The 18,473-nt window shown below is 70.1% G+C and carries 17 protein-coding genes and 1 riboswitch; of the genes, 4 read left to right on the forward strand and 13 right to left on the reverse strand.

Annotation, left to right across the window (positions count from 1 at the left end; all coding sequences use genetic code 11):
- Positions 1-74: 74 nt before the first annotated feature.
- From ACIPPS_RS01155 to ACIPPS_RS01190, 8 genes are all read right to left on the reverse strand, one after another.
- A complete protein-coding gene (locus tag ACIPPS_RS01155) occupies positions 75-1,265 on the reverse strand; it encodes an ABC transporter ATP-binding protein (protein WP_401425325.1) in 1,191 nt (396 codons plus the stop codon).
- Positions 1,262-2,365 carry an ABC transporter ATP-binding protein gene (locus tag ACIPPS_RS01160; protein ID WP_401425328.1) on the reverse strand — a complete coding sequence of 368 codons (1,104 nt, stop codon included), beginning with the start codon at positions 2,363-2,365 and terminating at the stop codon, positions 1,262-1,264. Before ACIPPS_RS01160 ends, ACIPPS_RS01155 begins: the two co-directional genes overlap by 4 nt.
- Positions 2,362-3,360: an ABC transporter permease gene (locus ACIPPS_RS01165; RefSeq protein WP_401425330.1), complete on the reverse strand. Its 999-nt coding sequence runs from the start codon at positions 3,358-3,360 to the stop codon at positions 2,362-2,364. The genes ACIPPS_RS01160 and ACIPPS_RS01165 overlap by 4 nt, the downstream gene beginning before the upstream one ends.
- Positions 3,361-3,485: 125 nt before the next feature.
- Positions 3,486-5,249: an ABC transporter substrate-binding protein gene (locus tag ACIPPS_RS01170; protein ID WP_401425333.1), complete on the reverse strand. Its 1,764-nt coding sequence runs from the start codon at positions 5,247-5,249 to the stop codon at positions 3,486-3,488.
- Between the two features lie 105 nt (positions 5,250-5,354).
- Positions 5,355-6,359, reverse strand: a complete 1,005-nt coding sequence (locus ACIPPS_RS01175; RefSeq protein ID WP_401425336.1) for an ABC transporter permease — start codon at positions 6,357-6,359, stop codon at positions 5,355-5,357.
- A gap of 310 nt (positions 6,360-6,669) precedes the next feature.
- Positions 6,670-7,458 carry an enhanced serine sensitivity protein SseB C-terminal domain-containing protein gene (locus ACIPPS_RS01180; protein WP_401425338.1) on the reverse strand — a complete coding sequence of 263 codons (789 nt, stop codon included), beginning with the start codon at positions 7,456-7,458 and terminating at the stop codon, positions 6,670-6,672.
- A 40-nt stretch (positions 7,459-7,498) separates the two neighbouring features.
- Positions 7,499-8,239, reverse strand: coding sequence for an enhanced serine sensitivity protein SseB (locus ACIPPS_RS01185; protein WP_401425340.1), 741 nt, complete (start codon positions 8,237-8,239; stop codon positions 7,499-7,501).
- Between the two features lie 105 nt (positions 8,240-8,344).
- Positions 8,345-9,016: an AAA family ATPase gene (locus ACIPPS_RS01190; protein ID WP_401425342.1), complete on the reverse strand. Its 672-nt coding sequence runs from the start codon at positions 9,014-9,016 to the stop codon at positions 8,345-8,347.
- A gap of 141 nt (positions 9,017-9,157) precedes the next feature.
- A riboswitch (glycine riboswitch) is annotated at positions 9,158-9,260 on the forward strand.
- A gap of 160 nt (positions 9,261-9,420) precedes the next feature.
- Between ACIPPS_RS01190 and gcvT the strand changes: the two genes are divergently transcribed.
- The 4 genes from gcvT to ACIPPS_RS01210 all read left to right on the forward strand — a co-directional run bounded on the left by gcvT (position 9,421) and on the right by ACIPPS_RS01210 (position 13,836).
- On the forward strand, positions 9,421-10,563 hold the full coding sequence (gene gcvT / locus ACIPPS_RS01195; protein WP_401425345.1) for a glycine cleavage system aminomethyltransferase GcvT: 1,143 nt from the start codon (positions 9,421-9,423) through the stop codon (positions 10,561-10,563).
- Positions 10,564-10,651: 88 nt separating this feature from the next.
- Complete coding sequence (gene gcvH / locus ACIPPS_RS01200; RefSeq protein ID WP_401425348.1) at positions 10,652-11,029, forward strand: glycine cleavage system protein GcvH; 378 nt, start codon at positions 10,652-10,654, stop codon at positions 11,027-11,029.
- Between the two features lie 24 nt (positions 11,030-11,053).
- Positions 11,054-12,313: a serine hydroxymethyltransferase gene (gene glyA / locus ACIPPS_RS01205; protein ID WP_401425350.1), complete on the forward strand. Its 1,260-nt coding sequence runs from the start codon at positions 11,054-11,056 to the stop codon at positions 12,311-12,313.
- Positions 12,314-12,465: 152 nt separating this feature from the next.
- Positions 12,466-13,836, forward strand: coding sequence for an L-serine ammonia-lyase (locus ACIPPS_RS01210; protein WP_401425352.1), 1,371 nt, complete (start codon positions 12,466-12,468; stop codon positions 13,834-13,836).
- A gap of 542 nt (positions 13,837-14,378) precedes the next feature.
- Here the strand turns inward: ACIPPS_RS01210 and ACIPPS_RS01215 are convergent.
- From ACIPPS_RS01215 to ACIPPS_RS01235, 5 genes are all read right to left on the reverse strand, one after another.
- On the reverse strand, positions 14,379-14,597 hold the full coding sequence (locus tag ACIPPS_RS01215; protein ID WP_401425354.1) for an EF-hand domain-containing protein: 219 nt from the start codon (positions 14,595-14,597) through the stop codon (positions 14,379-14,381).
- Between the two features lie 119 nt (positions 14,598-14,716).
- Positions 14,717-15,904, reverse strand: coding sequence for a YncE family protein (locus ACIPPS_RS01220; RefSeq protein WP_401425356.1), 1,188 nt, complete (start codon positions 15,902-15,904; stop codon positions 14,717-14,719).
- Positions 15,904-16,677 (reverse strand): polysaccharide deacetylase family protein, encoded by a 774-nt coding sequence (locus ACIPPS_RS01225; protein WP_401425358.1) that lies wholly within the window; start codon positions 16,675-16,677, stop codon positions 15,904-15,906. Before ACIPPS_RS01225 ends, ACIPPS_RS01220 begins: the two co-directional genes overlap by 1 nt.
- Positions 16,678-17,050: 373 nt before the next feature.
- Positions 17,051-17,554: an ATP-binding protein gene (locus ACIPPS_RS01230; RefSeq protein ID WP_401425361.1), complete on the reverse strand. Its 504-nt coding sequence runs from the start codon at positions 17,552-17,554 to the stop codon at positions 17,051-17,053.
- 105 nt (positions 17,555-17,659) lie between these two features.
- Complete coding sequence (locus ACIPPS_RS01235) at positions 17,660-18,427, reverse strand: enoyl-CoA hydratase/isomerase family protein (RefSeq protein WP_401425363.1); 768 nt, start codon at positions 18,425-18,427, stop codon at positions 17,660-17,662.
- Positions 18,428-18,473 lie beyond the last annotated feature (46 nt).

Consider the following 18,473-nt stretch of genomic DNA (forward strand, 5'->3'; position numbering starts at 1 on the left):
GAAGGCCTACGGTTGGGTGCGGGTGGGGCCGGGGCTCTGCCCCGGCCCCCCGCGTGCGGCGGCCGCGCGCCGCGTCACTCCTTGGCCGCGCCGCCCTGCGACGGCGCCTCGCCGTCCGACGTCGCCTCGCCGTCCGACGTCGCCTCGCCCTCCGACGGCACGTCGCCCTCCTCGGCCGGGGCCTGGGCAGGCGCCGGTGCCGGTGCCGGCGACGGCTTCGTGATCGTCACCTCCACCGACTCCCTCGCCGACGGCACCGTCACGCCCTCCGCGTTCTCCGGGTGGTGGCACGCGACACGCTGGCCCGGGCGGAGTTCGACGAGCGGGGGTTCGGTGGTCTTGCAGAGCTCCGTCGCCTTCCAGCAGCGGGTGTGGAAGCGGCAGCCCGGGGGCGGGGCGATCGGCGAGGGGACGTCGCCCGTGAGCAGGATGCGCTCGCTCTTCGCACCCTTGCGGCGGGGGTCCGGGATCGGGACCGCCGACATCAGGGCGCGGGTGTACGGGTGCATCGGGGCCTCGTACAGGGACTTGCGGTCCGCCAGCTCGACGATCTTGCCGAGGTACATCACCGCGATCCGGTCCGAGACGTGCCGGATCACCGAGAGGTCGTGGGCGATGATCACGTACGTGAGGCCCAGCTCGTCCTGGAGGTCGTCCAGCAGGTTCACCACCTGCGCCTGGATCGAGACGTCCAGCGCCGAGACCGGCTCGTCCGCGACGACCAGCTTCGGCTTGAGGGCCAGGGCCCGCGCGATGCCGATGCGCTGGCGCTGGCCGCCCGAGAACTCGTGCGGGTAACGGTTGTAGTGCTCCGGGTTCAGGCCGACCAGGCCGAGGAGACGCTGGACCTCCTTCTTGACCCCGCCCTCCGGCTCCACGCCCTGGAGGCGGAACGGCGCCGAGACGATCGAGCCGACCGTGTGGCGGGGGTTCAGCGAGCCGTACGGGTCCTGGAAGATCATCTGGATGTCGCGGCGCAGCGGACGCATCTTGGCGACACCGAGGTGCGAGACGTCCACGCCCTCGAACTCGATCCTGCCGCCCGTCGGTTCGAGCAGCCGCGTGATCAGCCGGCCCATCGTCGACTTGCCGCAGCCCGACTCGCCGACCACGCCCAGCGTCTCGCCGGGGAACACCTCGAAGTCGATGCCGTCGACCGCCTTGACCGCCCCGGCCTGTCGCTGCAACAGCCCCTTCTTGATGGGGAAGTGCTTCACCAGGTTCTCGACCTTGAGAAGGGGCTCGGTGCTCTTGTTGTCGGTCACAGCTTCGGCGCAATCTCTTCGGTCCAGATCCGGGTCCGCTCCTCGCGCGACATGTGGCACGCGGAGTGGTGACGGCTGCCCGTCTCCTTCAGCTCGGGGCGCTCGGTGCGCGTGATGCCGCCCTTGGGCACGTCCGCGTACGGGCAGCGCGGGTTGAAGGCGCAGCCGTTGGGGACGTTGATCAGGCTGGGCGGGTTGCCCTTCACCGGGATGAGCCGCTCGGTCTGCTCCCGGTCGATCCGCGGCATCGAGCCGAGCAGCCCCCAGGTGTAGGGGTGCTGCGGCTCGTAGAAGACCGCCTCGGCCGGTCCGCGCTCCACGCACCGGCCGCCGTACATCACGAGGATGTCGTCGGCGACCTCGGCGACCACGCCGAGGTCGTGCGTGATGATGACGACCGCCGAGCCGAACTCCTTCTGCAGGTCCCGGATCAGGTCGAGGATCTGCGCCTGCACGGTCACGTCGAGCGCGGTGGTCGGCTCGTCCGCGATGAGCAGTTCGGGGTTGTTGACCAGCGCCATCGCGATCATCGCGCGCTGGCGCATACCGCCGGAGAACTCGTGCGGGTAGCTGGAGAAGCGCTTGGCCGGCTCGGGGATGCCGACCCGGTCGAGGAGTTCGACGGCCCGCCGCTTGGCGGTCTTCTTGTCGACCGGGTGGTGGACCCGGTACGCCTCCACGATCTGCGCGCCGACCGTGTAGTACGGGTGCATCGCGGAGAGCGGGTCCTGGAAGATCATCGCCATGTCGCGGCCGCGCAGCCTGCGGACCTCTTCGGGGTCGGCGGTGAGCAGCTCGCGCCCGTTCAGCCAGATCTCGCCGGAGATCCGGGCCCTCTGCCGGCCGTACTGGCCGACGGTGTGCAGGCCCATGATGCCGAGCGAGGTCACCGACTTGCCGGAGCCGGACTCGCCCACGATGCCGAGGGTCCTGCCCTTCTCCAACTGGAAGGAGAGCCCGTCGACGGACTTGACCAGGCCGTCGTCGGTCGGGAAGTGGATCTTCAGGTCGCGGACGTCGAGGAAGGCCGCGGACGGGGCGTTCCCGGCGGCGACCGGTTCGCCCAGGGCCGCGCCCGTCGTGGTCAGCTTGTCCGTCATGCGAGCCTCACTCGGGGGTCGATCACCGCGTACAGAAGGTCCACCACGAGGTTGGCGAGGACGACGGCGGCCGCGGTGATGAGCGTGACCGCCATGATCAGCGGAAGGTCACGCTCGGTGACTCCCTTGATCGCCATCTGGCCGAGGCCCTGGAGGTTGAACGCGGTCTCGGTGAGGACCGCGCCGCCGACGAGGGCGCCGAGGTCCATGCCGAAGATGGTCAGGATGGGGGTCATCGTGGAGCGCATGGCGTGCTTGCCGAGCACGACCCGCTCCGGCAGACCCTTGGCCCGTGCCGTACGGATGTAGTCCTCGCCGAGGACCTCCAGCATGGTGGCGCGGGTGAGCCGCGCGTACATCGCCGCGTACAGGAACGCGAGGGTGATCCAGGGCAGCAGCAGTCCGCCGAACCAGCTGCCGAAGGACTCGCCGATCGGGGTGTAGGAGGCGTTGAGCCAGCCCAGTTGGGTACGGAAGATCAGCATCGCCAGCATGGCGGTGAAGAAGATGGGGAGCGAGACACCGGCGAGGGCGGTGACCATCGCGGCGCGGTCGACGAGGGTGCCCCGCTTGAGCGCGGAGACCACACCGGTCGAGACGCCCATGACCAGCCACAGCACGGCGGCGCCGAGGACCATGGAGATGGTGACGGGGAACGCGTCGACCAGCATCGTCGAGACGTCCTGCTCGGTACGGAACGAGTACCCGAAGCAGGGTGCCTCGCAGTGGATGGTGCTGCCTCCGCCGGTGTAGTCGCGACCGACGAAGATTCCCGAGACGAAGTGCCAGAACTGCACCAGGATCGGCTCGTCCAGGCCCAGCTTCTGCCGGACCGCTTCGATGGAAGCCGGATCCGCCTGCTTGCCGACGAACATCACGGCAGGATCGCTGCCGGTCATCTTGGGGATGAGGAAGAAGATGCTGAGCGTCGTCAGGGTGACGACCAACAGCATCACTACGACGGCGAACAGCCGTCGGACGAGATATGCAAGCATGCGGTCGGCCGACCGGTGGCGGGGGATCCCGATCGGGATCCCCCGCCACCGTGAGCGGCCATCACCTGCCCTTCGGACCTAGCGGCGGGTGGTGCGCCGTTGGAGCGGGTGGATGGAGACGCGGGTTACTTCACGACGCCGAGCGACGCGTAGTCGTAACGGCCGTTGTACGCGTCGGCCGTGTAGACGTTGGTCAGTCGCGAGGAGCGCCAGATGATGTTCTTCTCGTGGGTGAAGGGCAGGTACACCGCGGCGTCCGAGACCTTCGTGTTGATCTGCTTGTAGAGCTCGCCGGCCTTGACCGGGTCGGTCTCCTTCAGCGCCTGGTCGAACAGGCCGTTGACGGCCGGGTCGTTCAGCTCCGAGAAGTTGTTGTTGCCGCTCTGGAGGATGAAGCGGCCGTCGACCAGCGGCTGCAGGAAGCCCTGGCCGGACGGGAAGTCGGCGCCCCAGCCCATGATGATGATGCCGTAGCCCTTGTCCTTGACGACCTTCGGCGAACCGATGATGCCGGAGGTCTGGGCGCCGTCGAACTGGTCGATCTGGGCGTCGATGCCGACGGCCTTCAGCGACTGCTGGAGGGACTCGGCGGTCGCGATCTCGATCTTCTTGTTGTTGCGGACCGCGATCGTGGTCTTGAAGCCGTTCGGCTTACCGCACTTGGCCAGCGCCTCCTTGGCCTTGGCCAGGTCCGGCTTGCCCGCCAGCTTGCCGTACGGGTCGGCCTTCGGGTCGGCACCCTTGATCGCCGGCGGCAGCATGTTGGTGGCGATGTCGCCACCGGCCTGCGGGCCACCACGGGCGGTCTGGAGGGACTTGGAGTCGGCCGCGTAGATGATCGCCTTGCGGCACTCGACGTTGTCGATGACCGTCTGCGGGAAGACCGCGTAGCGGATGAAGCCGGTCTGCGGGTTGTCCGCGTTCTCCTTGTGCTGCTGGAGCACCTTGGCGCGGGCCGCCGCGCCGACACCGGTGGCGTTGATGTCGAGGTCGTACTCGCCCTCGACCAGACGGTTGTCCATGTCGTCGGCGTTGGTGGTGAACTTGACGCTGATCTTGTCCGGCAGCGCCTTGCGGACGGTGTCCGTCTTGGCGTCCCACTTGTCGTTGCGGACCAGCAGCATCGACTTGTTGGGGGTGTACGACTGCCACTTGTACGGGCCGGAGGAGAAGGGCTTCAGGCCGTACTGGGCCTTGGTGTCCTTGTCCTGGCGGACCGGGGAGGCGGCGGGCATGGCCAGCATCTGGAGGAAGTCACCGTTGGCGACCGGCAGCTTGAAGATGATGGTCTTGTCGTCCGGGGTCTCGATCGCCTTCAGGCCGAGCTTGTCCGGGGTGGTGTCCTTGTAGGGACCCTTGTACTCCATCTTCGGGTCGAGGACCTGCTGGAGGTAGATCGGGCCGCCGGAGATGACGTCCTGGGCCCAGATGCGCTCGATGCCGTACTTGATGTCCTTGGAGGTGATCGACTTGCCGTCCTCCCAGGTGACCCCGTCCTTCAGGGTGAAGGTGTAGGTGAGGCCGTCGGCCGAGACCTTGCCGGTGTCGGTGGCGAGGTCGGACACCAGCTCGGTGGAGGCGGCGCCCGGCTCGGCCTTGAAGGTGACCAGCTGGCGCGTGTAGTAGCGCGCGAAGTCCCACACGAAGCCGTAGTAGCCGCGCTGCGGGTCCCACGAGTCCGCCTCCTGCGAGCCGATGAACTTCAGCTCGCCGCCCTTCTTGTCGGAGGGGTTGGCGACCTTGTTCACGGCGGCGTTGAAGCCGGGTGCGCCGGACTTGCTCTTGCCGTCGCCGCTGCCGCCGCCACACGCGGTGGTGACGACCATCGTGGCCGCGGCGAGCAGCGCGCCCGCGGCGATTCTGCGCCGCTGTGAGCTGTTCAGAGTCATGGTCTCGCAACCTCCGGAATAGTGGCGGCCGTTACGGCGGTCCGCCGGTGTTGATTGCCTCCTGTCAACAGCGGCAGGGGCGGGTCTGTGCGGGCTGGCAGGCGGTCAGCGAGCGGCCTTCGGGTCGAGCGCGTCCCGCACGCCGTCGCCGAAGAGGTTGAACGCCAGAACGGTGATGAAGATGGCGAGGCCGGGGATCACCATGAACAGGGGGTCCGACTCGTAGGTGGAGATGGCCGTCGACAGCATCTGGCCCCAGGACGCGGTGGGCGGCTTCACACCCGCGCCGAGGAAGCTGAGGGCCGCTTCGGTGAGGATGTTGGTGGGGATCATGAGGGTCGCGTAGACCATGATCGGGGCGATCAGGTTGGGCAGCAGCTCCCGGCGCAGGATGTAGAGGCGGCCGGCGCCCAGGGAGCGGGCGGCCTCCACGTACTCGCGGTTGCGCAGCGAGAGGGTCTGGCCGCGGACGATCCGGCCGACGTAGGGCCAGCCGAAGAAGCCGATCACCACGACCAGCGCGCCGATGCGGACGCCCGAACCGGAGAATCCGAGCATCTCGTTGGGGAGCACGGAGACCAGCGCGATGGTGAAGAGCAGCTGCGGGAAGGCGAGCATGACGTCCATGACGCGGCTGAGCGCCGCGTCGACCCAGCCGCCGAAGTAGCCGGCGACGACGCCGAGGATCGTGCCGAGGACGACCGCGAACATCGCCGAGAGGAAGGCGACGAGCAGCGAGATCCGGGCCCCGTAGACGATGCGGCTGAAGACGTCGCGGCCGTTGACCGGCTCGACCCCGAGCAGGAAGTCGGAGCTGATACCGCCGTAGGGGGCGATCGGGGTGCCGAAGAGCGGGTCGATCTGGTCCTCGTGGAACTCGTCCGGCGGGTGGCCGAGCAGGCCCACGATGACGGGCGCGAGGAGCGCGACGACGACCAGGAAGACCACGATCGCCCCGCCGGCCAGCGCGAGCTTGTCCCGCTTGAGCCTGGTCCAGGCGATCTGCCAGGGGGAACGCCCCTCGATCGTCTTGCCCGGCGGCGCCGGGGGCACGGCATCGACGGCGGCGGTCGACTCGGCCGCACTCGTCTCGTGCAGTGGTGCCGTCATCGTGCTGAGGACCCCTCTCGGCCGCCGGTAGCCGGCCCTTGCCCGCCGCGGGTAGCGGCTTGGTGGAACAACTGCGGGGCATCGGCCAGGAGGCCGAACGCCCGGTGTTCCGGGGAGTCTTCAATGTGGCCGCGATCACCCGCCAGACCTCACGGTGAATGTTTGCTCAACCGTGATGCGGTTCGTTGCCTTCCGTTATCCGGACTCTGTGATCGCGTCAGCGGACCATCTCGCCCACTATTCGGCCAGAACGGACATGTGCCCCAACCCCCCTGTGACAGGGGTGAATTGGGGGGACGGAGCGGACGTATCAGTACGTGCGGGGCACGGCCGGGGGGTAGCCGTAGCCGGGGGCCTGCGGGGTCGGCGCCACATGGGCGTCGCGGTCGTAGAACGGCCGCGTGTTGGCCCGCAGCCACATCGCGACGGGGTCGTACGGGTCCGACATCGCGACCGTCGAGACGGGCAGGCCGTCGGGGACGGCGGAGACCGTCTGGCGCATCATCGCGCGCACCGACTCCACGGAGGCGGTGGAGGTGTCGTACAGGTCGAGGCCGATGGCGAGGTACGGGGAGCCGAGCGCGGGCTGCACCCAGGCCCTGCGCAGCGCCCGTACGGACGGGGTGCGGTGGGCGTTCTGGGTCAGCAGGGCGTAGAACTGGGGGATCTCCAGGGCGGGTTCGGAGAGCCGCAGCGGTCCGGCCGGCATCCGGTCGAGACCGGTGGCGATCCGGCGGAGGTCGGCCCAGGGGATGCCGACGCCGCCGTTGGTGTCGTGCGGGTTGAGCCAGACGCCCACCCGGTCGGGGAAGAGGCCGCCGGCGATCTCGCGGCCGGTGACCACCTCGTGGGCGCGGTTCCAGCCGGAGGCGGCGAGCTCCTGGGCGGAGGTGACGCAGGGGGCGTACCCGAAGCCCTCGACGTCCATGTGGCCGTACTGGGCGTCGGGCGAGCCGGGCGTGCCCTGCCAGAGCAGCATCCAGACGCTGCCGTCGGCGAGGGCGTGCAGCAGCTGCTCGTACGCGTCGTAGCGCCCGGGTGCCACCTGGCGCAGCATGTGCTCGACCTGTCCGGCCGCAGCCGTGCCTGACGCGCTCACCCTGGTTCCCGCCCCTCTTCCGTCCACCGCACCAGCTTAATTACCGGGAGGCCCGCTGATAGAAGGGGCGCACCCGCTCCTGCATCCAGTCGCCGACCGGGTCCTGTGCCACGTCGAGCAGGATGAGGTTGACCGGCCAGGCCACCTCGACCCGGCCGAGGGCGCGGCCCAGCGCGTCCAGCGGGGCGTTCCGGTCGACGCCGTCCCAGGTCACGAGCTCGACGCCGATGAAGAGGGCCGGTTCGGTGCCCTCGACGCTGGCGAGGGCGCGGCGGGCGGAGAGGACGACGCCGGTGGCGTCGAACTCGGCGGCGGCGACGGTCAGGAAGTCGACCGGGTCGTCCTGCCAGTCGGGCTCGAAGAGCCGGACCCGGCCGCCGCTCGCGGGGCCGTCCAGCGGGGTGCGGCCGACCCGGCAGAGCTCGGCGACGGCCGGCGGGGGCAGGGGGGCGCCGACCGTGCCGCCGGGGTTCACGGCGATGCCGAGCTGCGGGGGCAGACCGCGGGCGAAGTCACGGGCGGGGGCGACGGTGAAGGACATGTGGCTGCCGACGCAGGCCATGAACTGCTGCTCGGAGCTGAAGACGGGGACGTACGGCAGCCCGTCGATCTCCAGCGTGGGCAGGTCGAGGTCCCGGCTCTCGGGGCTGCCGCCGTTGGGCAGCGGCACCCAGACGGGGCTCCGGCCGAGGACCTCGACGAGGCGGCCTCCGGCGGAGGGGTTGCCGAGCGAGGCCGCCAGGACCTCCTCGAGCTCGTTTCCCGGCCACGTCACGTCCACGGTTTCCGATTCCCCTGTCTCGCGGGCCCTGGTCACGGCAGCCTGGTCAGGCGCCCTCGGGGCAGAACCCTAACGCCGCCCCGAGGCCCCCGTGGCCAAAAGGGCTCAGTGGACGGATCGGAAGGCGATCGTCCGCAGAGCCCCGGCGGCGTCCCGGTCGAGCAGGGTCGCCGAGGCGCAGCCGCGGGGCAGACGGCCGGACTCCACCGAGCCGAGGAGCCGGCCGACGGCCCGGCGGTGGCGCGCGAAGGCGTACCCGGAGACGCCCCGGCCGCGCTCGCGCTGGCCCGCGCGGGCGGCGTCGGGGGTGACGTCGAGCAGGATCAGGTGCAGGGCGGTGCCCCGGCGGCGGGCCTCGCGGGCCAGCCAGTTCCGCACCCAGGACTGGGTGCCGCAGTCGTGGACGACGACGCTCCGCCCGGAGCGCAGCGCGCGCCGCAGCCCGGCGTAGTGGGCGAGCCGGGCCAGCGGGCGGTAGACCGCGTACGGCAGGAGGGCGGGGAGCCTGGTCTCCCAGCGCTCACGGGCGTCCTGGGAGTCGATGCCGAGGCCCTGGGCGGCGCGGCGCATCAGCGTCGACTTGCCGCTTCCGGGCAGCCCGGAGACCACCACGAGGTCCCCCGCGGTGAAGGCGAGCGTCCGGGGGCCGCGGCCGCCGCGCTCGCGCAGGTCCCGCAGCAGGGGCGCGGCGGTGCGACGCCGCCGGGTCCGGGCGCGGGCGCGCGGAGCCGGTATCCCCGTGCCCGTGGCATAGGCCCCGCTGTGCTGGATCGTCATGGTCTCTTCCCCCTGTCGGGTCCCGAGGACCCCTTCCCCACAAAGTGTAAAGAAGGGGTAATCAGTCACAAGCGATTTGCCGATCGGACCCCGCGTGCAATGATGTGCGCGCCAAGCGCACACAACCTCATACCGGCCGCTCGAATCCGCGCGGGAGAGTCCCGGAACCACCACGGTGGGCCCCGGGCGCCGAAGGAGCAAGACCCTCCCTTGAATCTCTCAGGCCCCGTACCGCGTGGATGAGGCAGATCTGAAAAGCGGGACGCCGTGTGGCGTTCCCACCCAAGGTGCAAGCCGATCTCTCGGTGACGAGATGCTCTCGGTGAACCTCTCAGGTTCCATGACAGATGGGGAGGACGTCCTCGCCCGTCATGTTTTCCGCCCTTGGGATCCGGGAGCCACCCATGAGCACGTCTGCCCCCCGTCTGACCGCCCTCGATGCGCTGCATCGCTCCCTGGGCGCGACCATGACCGACTTCGCCGGCTGGGACATGCCGCTGCGCTACGGCAGCGAGCGCGACGAGCACAACGCCGTCCGCACGAAGGCGGGCCTCTTCGACCTCTCCCACATGGGTGAGATCACCGTCACCGGTCCGCAGGCCGTCGAGCTGCTCGACTTCGCGCTGGTGGGCAACATCTCCACGGTGGGCGTGGGCCGCGCGCGCTACACGCACATCTGCCAGGAGGACGGCGGCATCCTCGACGACCTGATCGTCTACCGGCTCGGCGACACCGAGGCCGGGTCTCCTCACTACCTGGTCGTCGCCAACGCCTCCAACGCGCAGACCGTCCTCGACGCGCTGACCGCGCGGGCCGCCGGCTTCGACGCCGAGGTGCGCGACGACCGTGACGCGTACGCCCTGCTCGCCGTCCAGGGCCCGGAGTCCCCCGGCATCCTGAAGGCGCTGACCGACGCCGACCTGGACGGTCTGAAGTACTACGCCGGCCTCCCGGGCACGGTCGCCGGGGTCCCCGCGCTGATCGCCCGTACCGGCTACACCGGCGAGGACGGCTTCGAGCTGTTCCTGAAGCCGGAGCACGCCGAGGGTGTCTGGAAGGCGCTGACCGAGGCGGGCGCCCCGGTCGGGCTGATCCCCTGCGGCCTCTCCTGCCGTGACACGCTCCGCCTGGAGGCGGGCATGCCGCTGTACGGGCACGAGCTGACGACCTCGCTCACCCCGTTCGACGCGGGGCTCGGCCGGGTCGTGAAGTTCGAGAAGACGACCAACGAGGGCCGCTTCGTCGGGCGTGAGGCGCTGGAGAAGGCCGCCGAGCGTGCCGAGACCGCCCCGCCGCGCAAGCTCGTCGGCCTGGTCGCCGAGGGCCGCCGCGTCCCGCGCGCCGGCATGGCGGTCGTCGCCGACGGCCAGGTCGTCGGCGAGGTCACCTCCGGCGCGCCGTCGCCCACGCTCGGAAAGCCGATCGCGATGGCATACGTGGACGCGGCGCACGCCGAGCCCGGCACGCAGGGTGTAGGTGTGGACATCCGCGGCACCCACGAGCCGTACGAGGTCGTGGCGCTGCCCTTCTACAAGCGCCAGAAGTGACGTTTCCCACCCCTTCACGTCTCACCTCGCGTCTCATCCCGTAAGACCCGCGTACACCAGCACTCCCCCGATCCAGGAGAATCACGACATGAGCAACCCCCAGCAGCTTCGCTACAGCAAGGAGCACGAGTGGCTGTCGGACGTCGTCGACGGCGTCGCGACGGTCGGCATCACGGAGCACGCGGCGAACGCCCTCGGTGACGTCGTCTTCGTGCAGCTCCCGGAGGTCGGTGACACGGTGACCGCGGGCGAGTCCTGTGGCGAGCTGGAGTCCACCAAGTCCGTCAGCGACCTGTACGCGCCCGTGACCGGCGAGATCGTCGAGGCCAACCAGGACGTCGTGGACGACCCCTCCCTGGTGAACTCCGCCCCGTTCGAGGGTGGCTGGCTGTTCAAGGTGCGCATCACGGACGAGCCGGGCGACCTGCTCTCCGCCGACGAGTACACCGCCTTCACCGCCGGCTAACCGAGACCCCGTAGGGATCGATTCATGTCGCTTCTGAACACCCCTCTCCACGAGCTGGACCCCGACGTCGCCGCCGCCGTCGACGCCGAGCTCCACCGCCAGCAGTCCACCCTCGAGATGATCGCCTCGGAGAACTTCGCTCCGGTCGCGGTCATGGAGGCCCAGGGCTCGGTCCTCACCAACAAGTACGCCGAGGGCTACCCGGGCCGCCGCTACTACGGCGGCTGCGAGCACGTCGACGTGGCCGAGCAGATCGCCATCGACCGGATCAAGGACCTGTTCGGCGCCGAGTACGCCAACGTCCAGCCGCACTCCGGCGCCTCCGCGAACCAGGCCGCGCTCTTCGCGATCGCCCAGCCCGGCGACACGATCCTGGGCCTGGACCTGGCGCACGGCGGTCACCTGACCCACGGCATGCGCCTGAACTTCTCCGGCAAGCAGTTCAACGTGGTCGCGTACCACGTGGACGAGGCCGGTCTGGTCGACATGGCCGAGGTCGAGCGCCTCGCCAAGGAGCACCGCCCCAAGGTCATCATCGCGGGCTGGTCCGCCTACCCGCGTCAGCTGGACTTCGCCGAGTTCCGCCGGATCGCCGACGAGGTCGAGGCGTACCTGTGGGTCGACATGGCCCACTTCGCGGGCCTGGTCGCGGCCGGTCTGCACCCGAACCCGGTCGAGCACGCGGACGTGGTCACCTCGACCACGCACAAGACGCTCGGCGGCCCGCGCGGCGGCATCATCCTCGCGAAGAAGGAGTTCGCGAAGAAGCTGAACTCCTCGGTCTTCCCCGGTTTCCAGGGCGGCCCGCTGGAGCACGTGATCGCGGCCAAGGCCGTCTCCTTCAAGATCGCGGCCTCCGAGGAGTTCAAGGAGCGCCAGCAGCGCACGCTGGACGGCGCCCGGATCCTGGCCGAGCGCCTGGTCCAGGACGACGTCACCGCGCACGGCGTCTCGGTCCTGTCCGGCGGCACGGACGTGCACCTGGTCCTGGTGGACCTGCGCAACTCCGAGCTGGACGGCCAGCAGGCCGAGGACCGGCTGCACGAGGTCGGCATCACGGTCAACCGGAACGCGATCCCGAACGACCCGCGTCCCCCGATGGTCACCTCGGGTCTGCGCATCGGTACGCCGGCGCTGGCCACCCGCGGTTTCTCCACCGAGGACTTCGCCGAGGTCGCCGACGTCATCGCGGAGACCCTGAAGCCCGGCTTCGACGCCGACGCCCTGAAGGCCCGGGTCGTCGCGCTGGCCGAGAAGCACCCGCTGTACCCCGGCCTGAAGTAATTTCGTACGCTTTAGTTCCAGGTTCTGTTCGTACGAAAGCTCCGGGGCACCGCGCACACTGGACAGTGAGCGCGGTGCCCCACCCCCTTTTCCCGCTCAGCTCTGCACCACCCCGGCAGACAACGGCGTCAGCCCCCCACAAGGAGTTCTCCGTGGCCATCTCGGTCTTCGACCTGTTCTCGATCGGCATCGGCCCGTCCAGCTCCCACACCGTGGGCCCGATGCGCGCGGCCCGGATGTTCGCCCGCCGCCTGAAGAACGAGGGGCTGCTCGCCCACACCGCGTCGATACGGGCCGAGTTGTACGGCTCGCTCGGCGCGACCGGCCACGGCCACGGCACGCCGAAGGCCGTCCTGCTCGGCCTGGAGGGCGACTCCCCGCGCACGGTCGACGTCGAGGCGGCGGACGACAAGGTCGAGCGGATCAAGGCGAGCGGCCGGATCAACCTGCTCGGCGCGCACGAGATCCCCTTCGACTTCGACGAGGACCTGATCCTGCACCGCCGCAAGGCGCTGCCGTACCACGCCAACGGCATGACGATCTTCGCGTACGACGCGGCGGGCGCGCTGGTGCTGGAGAAGACGTACTACTCGGTCGGCGGCGGCTTCGTCGTGGACGAGGACGCCGTCCAGGGCGAGAACCCGATCGTTCCGGACGACACGGTCCTGAAGTACCCCTTCCGGACGGGCGACGAGCTGCTCCGTCTCGCGAAGGAGACCGGTCTGTCGATCTCCGCGATGATGATGGAGAACGAGAAGGCCTGGCGTACCGAGGACGAGATCCGCACGGGCCTGCTGGAGATCTGGCGGGTCATGCAGGCCTGCGTCTCGCGCGGCCTGTCCCGTGAGGGCATCCTGCCCGGCGGCCTGAAGGTCCGCCGCCGCGCCGCGAACACCGCCCGCAAGCTGCGCTCCGAGGGCGAGCCCGCGGCGCTGGCGATGGAGTGGATCACGCTCTACGCGATGGCCGTGAACGAGGAGAACGCGGCGGGCGGCCGCGTGGTCACCGCGCCGACGAACGGCGCGGCGGGCATCATCCCGGCGGTCCTGCACTACTACATGAACTTCGTGCCGGGCGCCGACGACGAGGGCGTGGTCCGCTTCCTGCTGGCGGCGGGCGCGGTCGGCATGCTCTTCAAGGAGAACGCCTCGATCTCCGGCGCCGAGGTCGGCTGCCAGGGCGAGGTCGGCTCGGCCTGCTCGATGGCGGCCGGCGCCCTCGCCGAGGTCATGGGCGGAAGCCCGGAACAGGTGGAGAACGCGGCCGAGATCGGCATGGAACACAACCTGGGCCTGACCTGCGACCCGGTCGGCGGCCTGGTCCAGATCCCGTGCATCGAGCGCAACGGCATGGCGGCGGTCAAGGCGGTCACGGCGGCGAAGATGGCCCTGCGCGGCGACGGCAGCCACCTGGTCTCGCTGGACAAGGTCATCAAGACGATGAAGGAGACCGGCGCGGACATGTCGGTCAAGTACAAGGAGACGGCGCGCGGCGGTCTCGCGGTGAACATCATCGAGTGCTGAGGCGGTAGGCCCTGACCAGCGCGTTTCGTTCCTTCGGCGCTGTCAGGGCCTTTCCTGCTTACGCGGCGGAAAGTCCCTGGGACAGACGTGAAGGTGTCCTTCGGGCACAGCGGATCGAACAACTGTGACCTCAGCCGTTCGGCAAGTCTGGCGTCACCGAGCCCGTCGGTGAATGGCTCCATGTCCCGGGAGCCCAGAGCGGGAACGTACAGCCATCGCTCGGGATCGTCCGCCCCCTCGTCCTCAAACCAAGTCTCCGGCTCGTCCGTGAACACCAGCCAATCGGGTCCGTCTGTCCACAGGTCGACCGGAATCGGGCACAGGAGGGGTATCCGCGCCTTCCGTGACCGTTCGCAGCCGGTGCGCAGAGCGCCGCGTTGCGGACCCCCCGCCCAGGAGACGCGGCGTCTCGCGGTGAACATCATCGAGGGCAGAGGACGCGCGGGCGCCTCGGTTCGTGGTCCGGTGCGGCGGGGTCCGGGCGGGCGGCTCGTCGTGTGCGTACGCACAAAGGACTCGCCGCCCGTCCCGTCACGGAGGGGTCAGGCCGCCTTGCTGAGGTGCGCCCAGAACTCGTCCCAGGACAGCTTGCCGTCGTTGTCGGCGTCCCGCTGGTTGATGAGCGCCTCGGCGACCGTCTCGGTGACGTTGAAGTCACCCAGCTGGGCCATGACGCTCTTGTACTCGGCAGCGGTGATGAGGCCGTCCCCGTCCATGTCGAACCGCTCGAACGCCTTGCGTGCCGACTCGATGTCCGCCACTGATTCCGCCCCTTCTCGATGCTTCGATGACGAGGGTCAGATTATCGGGCGGCCCGCCGCGGCCCGGCGCCGGGCCTTGACGGTTCGTCGCCGGCTGAGCGCCCCCGCCCGGGGATGGCTCAGCGGAAGACGCCCGTGTGGCCGAGGGAGTAGCGGCCCGGTTGGGGGTAGACCGCCAGGCCGTGCGGGCCGCCGCCGACCGGGATGCGGGCCAGTTGTTCGCCGGTCGTCGTGTCGATCGCGTACACCTCGGAGTCGTAGCGGCCGGAGAGCCACAGCACCTTGCCGTCGGCCGAGACGCCGCCCATGTCCGGGGAGCCGCCGTCCGGCAGCCGCCACTTCTTCGTCAGTCTGTCCTGCCCGAAGTCGAAGACCGAGACGGAGCCCTCGCCGCGGTTGGGGATGTACATCTCCTTGGAGTCGCGGGAGATGTAGAGGCCGTGGGCGCCCTTGCCGGTCGCCATCAGCCGCGGGGTGGTGAACTTCTCGCCGTCCAGGACCCACACGCCGTGGGCCATCATGTCGGCGATGTAGAACGTCTTGCCGTCCGGGGAGATCTTCACGTCCTGCGGCATCGCGCCCTCGAAGGGCAGCTTCTGCTGGCCGATGACCCGCATCTTCTCCGTGTCGACCTTGAGCAGCTCGCCGGAGAACTCGCAGGAGACGACGAAGTACCGGCCGTCGGCGGAGAAGTCCGCGTGGTTGACGCCGTAGCACGAGACCGGGACGGTCTTCCGCCGCTCCATCGTGTGCGGGTCGCGGAAGACCAGCTCGCGGTCGAGGGAGGCCATGACGACGGCGTACTTCCCGTTCGGCGTGAAGTACAGGTTGTACGGGTCGTGGACCTCGACGGGCTTGCCGGCGGCGCCGGTGGCCGGGTCGATCGGGGTGAGCGTGTGGCCGCGGTTGTTGTTGACCCAGAGGGTCTTCAGGTCCCAGGAGGGCACGACGTGCTGGGGCTGGTTGCCCACCCGGATCGTCTCGATCACCCGGTACGTGGCCGGGTCGATGACCGAGACGGTGTTGGAGTTGGTGTTGGGGACGTAGACCCGGCTGGGGAAGCCCTTGACGACGGGCGAGAGCTTCCCCGGCCGGTCGGCCGCGTAGATGTCGTTCGGGTCGAGGACCGGCGGCATGCCCGGCAGCCCGGCGGGCGTGGCCTTCTTCGGTACGGCGGGAAGCGCCGCCGCCTCCTCCCGGCCGCCGCCCCCGGCCTCGGGGGCCGGGTCGGCGGCGCCGCACCCGGCGAGCGCGGCGAGCAGCGCGGCGGCGAGGAGACTCTTCGTACGCGTGGTGAGGGACAGCATCAGGTCAGCAGCTCCGTGGTCGTCACCGCGCGCAGACCGCGGCGGTCGAGGTCGGCGAGGAGGGGCGGCAGCGCGGCGAGGGTGTCCGCGTAGCCGAAGTGCAGGCTCACCACGGAGCCGCCCCGGACCTGCCCGGCGACGTTGCGGACGACGGCCGGGGCGCCGGGCGAGGTGAAGTCGAGGGAGTCGACGTCGTACGAGAGGACGTGCGGGTACCCGGCCCGTCGCGCGGCCCGCCGGACGGCCTCGGTCGCGTGCTGGGTCTTCGAGGGCCGGAACCAGGTGCCGATGGAGCCGGTGAGGCGGCGCAGCCGGGTCGCGCAGGCGGCGATCTCGGCGTGTGCCTCGTCCTCGGTCATCGCGTTGACGTCGAGGTGGCGCTGGGTGTGGTTGCCGAGGTCGTGGCCGCCGTCGAGGACGCGGCGGGCGAGGTCGGGGTGGGCGTCGAGCCACTCGCCGACGGCGAGGACGGTGACCCGGGCCCCGCCCTTCTCCGCCTCGGTGAGCACGGCGCGGGCGAGGCCGGGGTCGCCGTGGCCGTGGAAGGTGAGGGCGACGCGGGGACGGTCGCGCGGGCCGCTGACGATCTCGGCGGGCAGCCCGGGGAAGCGGCGGGGCGCCGGGGCGTCCGGCGGCCTGGGGGCGGGCGCGGGACCGCGGGGCGCGGGGCGGGTCTCCGTGTCGCAGCCGGTGGTGAGGGCTCCCGCGGCGGCCCCCGCGAGGGCGGCCGCCGCACCTGCCCGGAGTGCGCCACGACGGTCGGTGAGGATCACACGCCCATTAAAATGGCGAACTGTCCGGAAAGTAATGATTGAGCCAATTCAGGACGTTTGCTGGTCTGTACCAGGTGTCCGACATGCGGACGCGGGCATCAAACAATCGATGAACGCCATACTTATTCACCATTTACAAGGTCGGTGCTGTACGTCACCAACGATTCATTGGTGAACTGTGGCGATTTGACCGATTTTGACCCGGTAGGGTCTTTTGGCGGCAAGGCCACCTGTCTGCCATAGTCGGAACCACGACCCCCATTGACCCGGGCCAGGTCGTCTTCGGCACCGTGGGTACACACCCCCCCGACCCGCGGCGCCCCATACACAGAAGCCCCCGCACGGGGGCTTCTGTGTTTTCCGGTGCCGGCCGTCAGCGGTCGGAGACGCGCATCTCGAACCAGGTGGTCTTGCCGCGCGGCTGCAGATCCACGCCCCAGCGGTCGGAGAGCTTGTCGACGAGGAAGAGGCCGCGGCCGCTGATGTCCATCTCCTGCACCGGCATCAGACAGGGCAGGCCGCGCGAGGGATCGCGGACCTCGACCCGGATCCAGCCCCGGCGGCGCAGCAGCCGGAGCGCGAAGACCCGCGCGCCGGTGTGCCGGACGGCGTTGCCGACGAGTTCCGAGACGAGGAGCACCGCGTGCTCGGCGATCTGCGGGGTCAGGCCCCACTGCCGGAGCACCACGCACTGGGTGAGCCTGCGGGCGACGGCGGCGGACTCGGGACGGGACGGCAGCCGGACGTCGTCCTCGGCTGGATTTCCGTACAACTCCAGCGCCTGGAGGGCCTGTTCGTCCTCGACTGTCGGTACCCACCGTGCGGCGGTCGCACCGCCGTGCTGCCGCGGTTGCTCCACACCCTCCAGGCCCGCCATGCCCCCATCATGGCCGCACGGACGGGGGCGCGTGGCCGTTCCGGAGGAATCCGTACCCCGGAAACGACAAATCCAGGGGATCCCTCCGGCATATGCCGGTGGCGATCAGACGAACTTCGCCTTGCCCGGGCCCTCCTCGACGAAGCTCCGCATCCCGCGCTCGCGGTCCTCGGTCGCGAACAGACCCGCGAACCAGGTGCGTTCGATCGCGAGGCCGGTGTCGATGTCGGCCTCCAGACCCTGGTCGACCGCCTCCTTCGCGGCGCGCAGGGCGAGGGCGGGGCCCTGGGCGAGCTTCGAGGCCCAGGCGTGCGCCTGCTCGTACACCTCGGCGGCCGGGACGACACGGTCCACCAGACCGAGTGACAGCGCCTCGTCGGCCTTGACCATCCGGCCGGTGAAGATGAGGTCCTTCGCCTTGGAGGGGCCGACCAGGCGGGAGAGCCGCTGGGTGCCGCCGGCGCCCGGGATGAGCCCGAGCAGGATCTCGGGCTGGCCGAGCTTGGCGTTGTCGGCGGCGATCCGGTAGTCGGCGCAGAGCGCCAACTCGCAGCCGCCGCCCAGGGCGTAACCGGTGATCGCGGCGACGACGGGCTTGGGGATCCGGGCGACCGCGGTGAAGGCCTCCTGGAGCGCGCGCGACCGCTTGACCATGGCCGCGTGGTCCATGACCTGCATCTCCTTGATGTCCGCACCGGCGGCGAAGACCTTCTCGCCGCCGTACAGGATCACCGCGCGCACGTCGTCGCGGTCGCCCGCCTCCTGGGCCAGCTCGCGCAGCCGGTCCTGGACGGCGATGTCGAGGGCGTTCATCGGGGGCCGGTCGAGGCGGATCGTGCCGACGCCTTCGACGACTTCGAGGTTCACAGTCATGAGGGCAGGTTAGCCGCCGTTAACGCGACGGGACCCGGTGCCGTTG

The sequence above is a fragment of the Streptomyces sp. NPDC090127 genome (genome assembly GCF_044746945.1).
Taxonomy (GTDB): domain Bacteria; phylum Actinomycetota; class Actinomycetes; order Streptomycetales; family Streptomycetaceae; genus Streptomyces.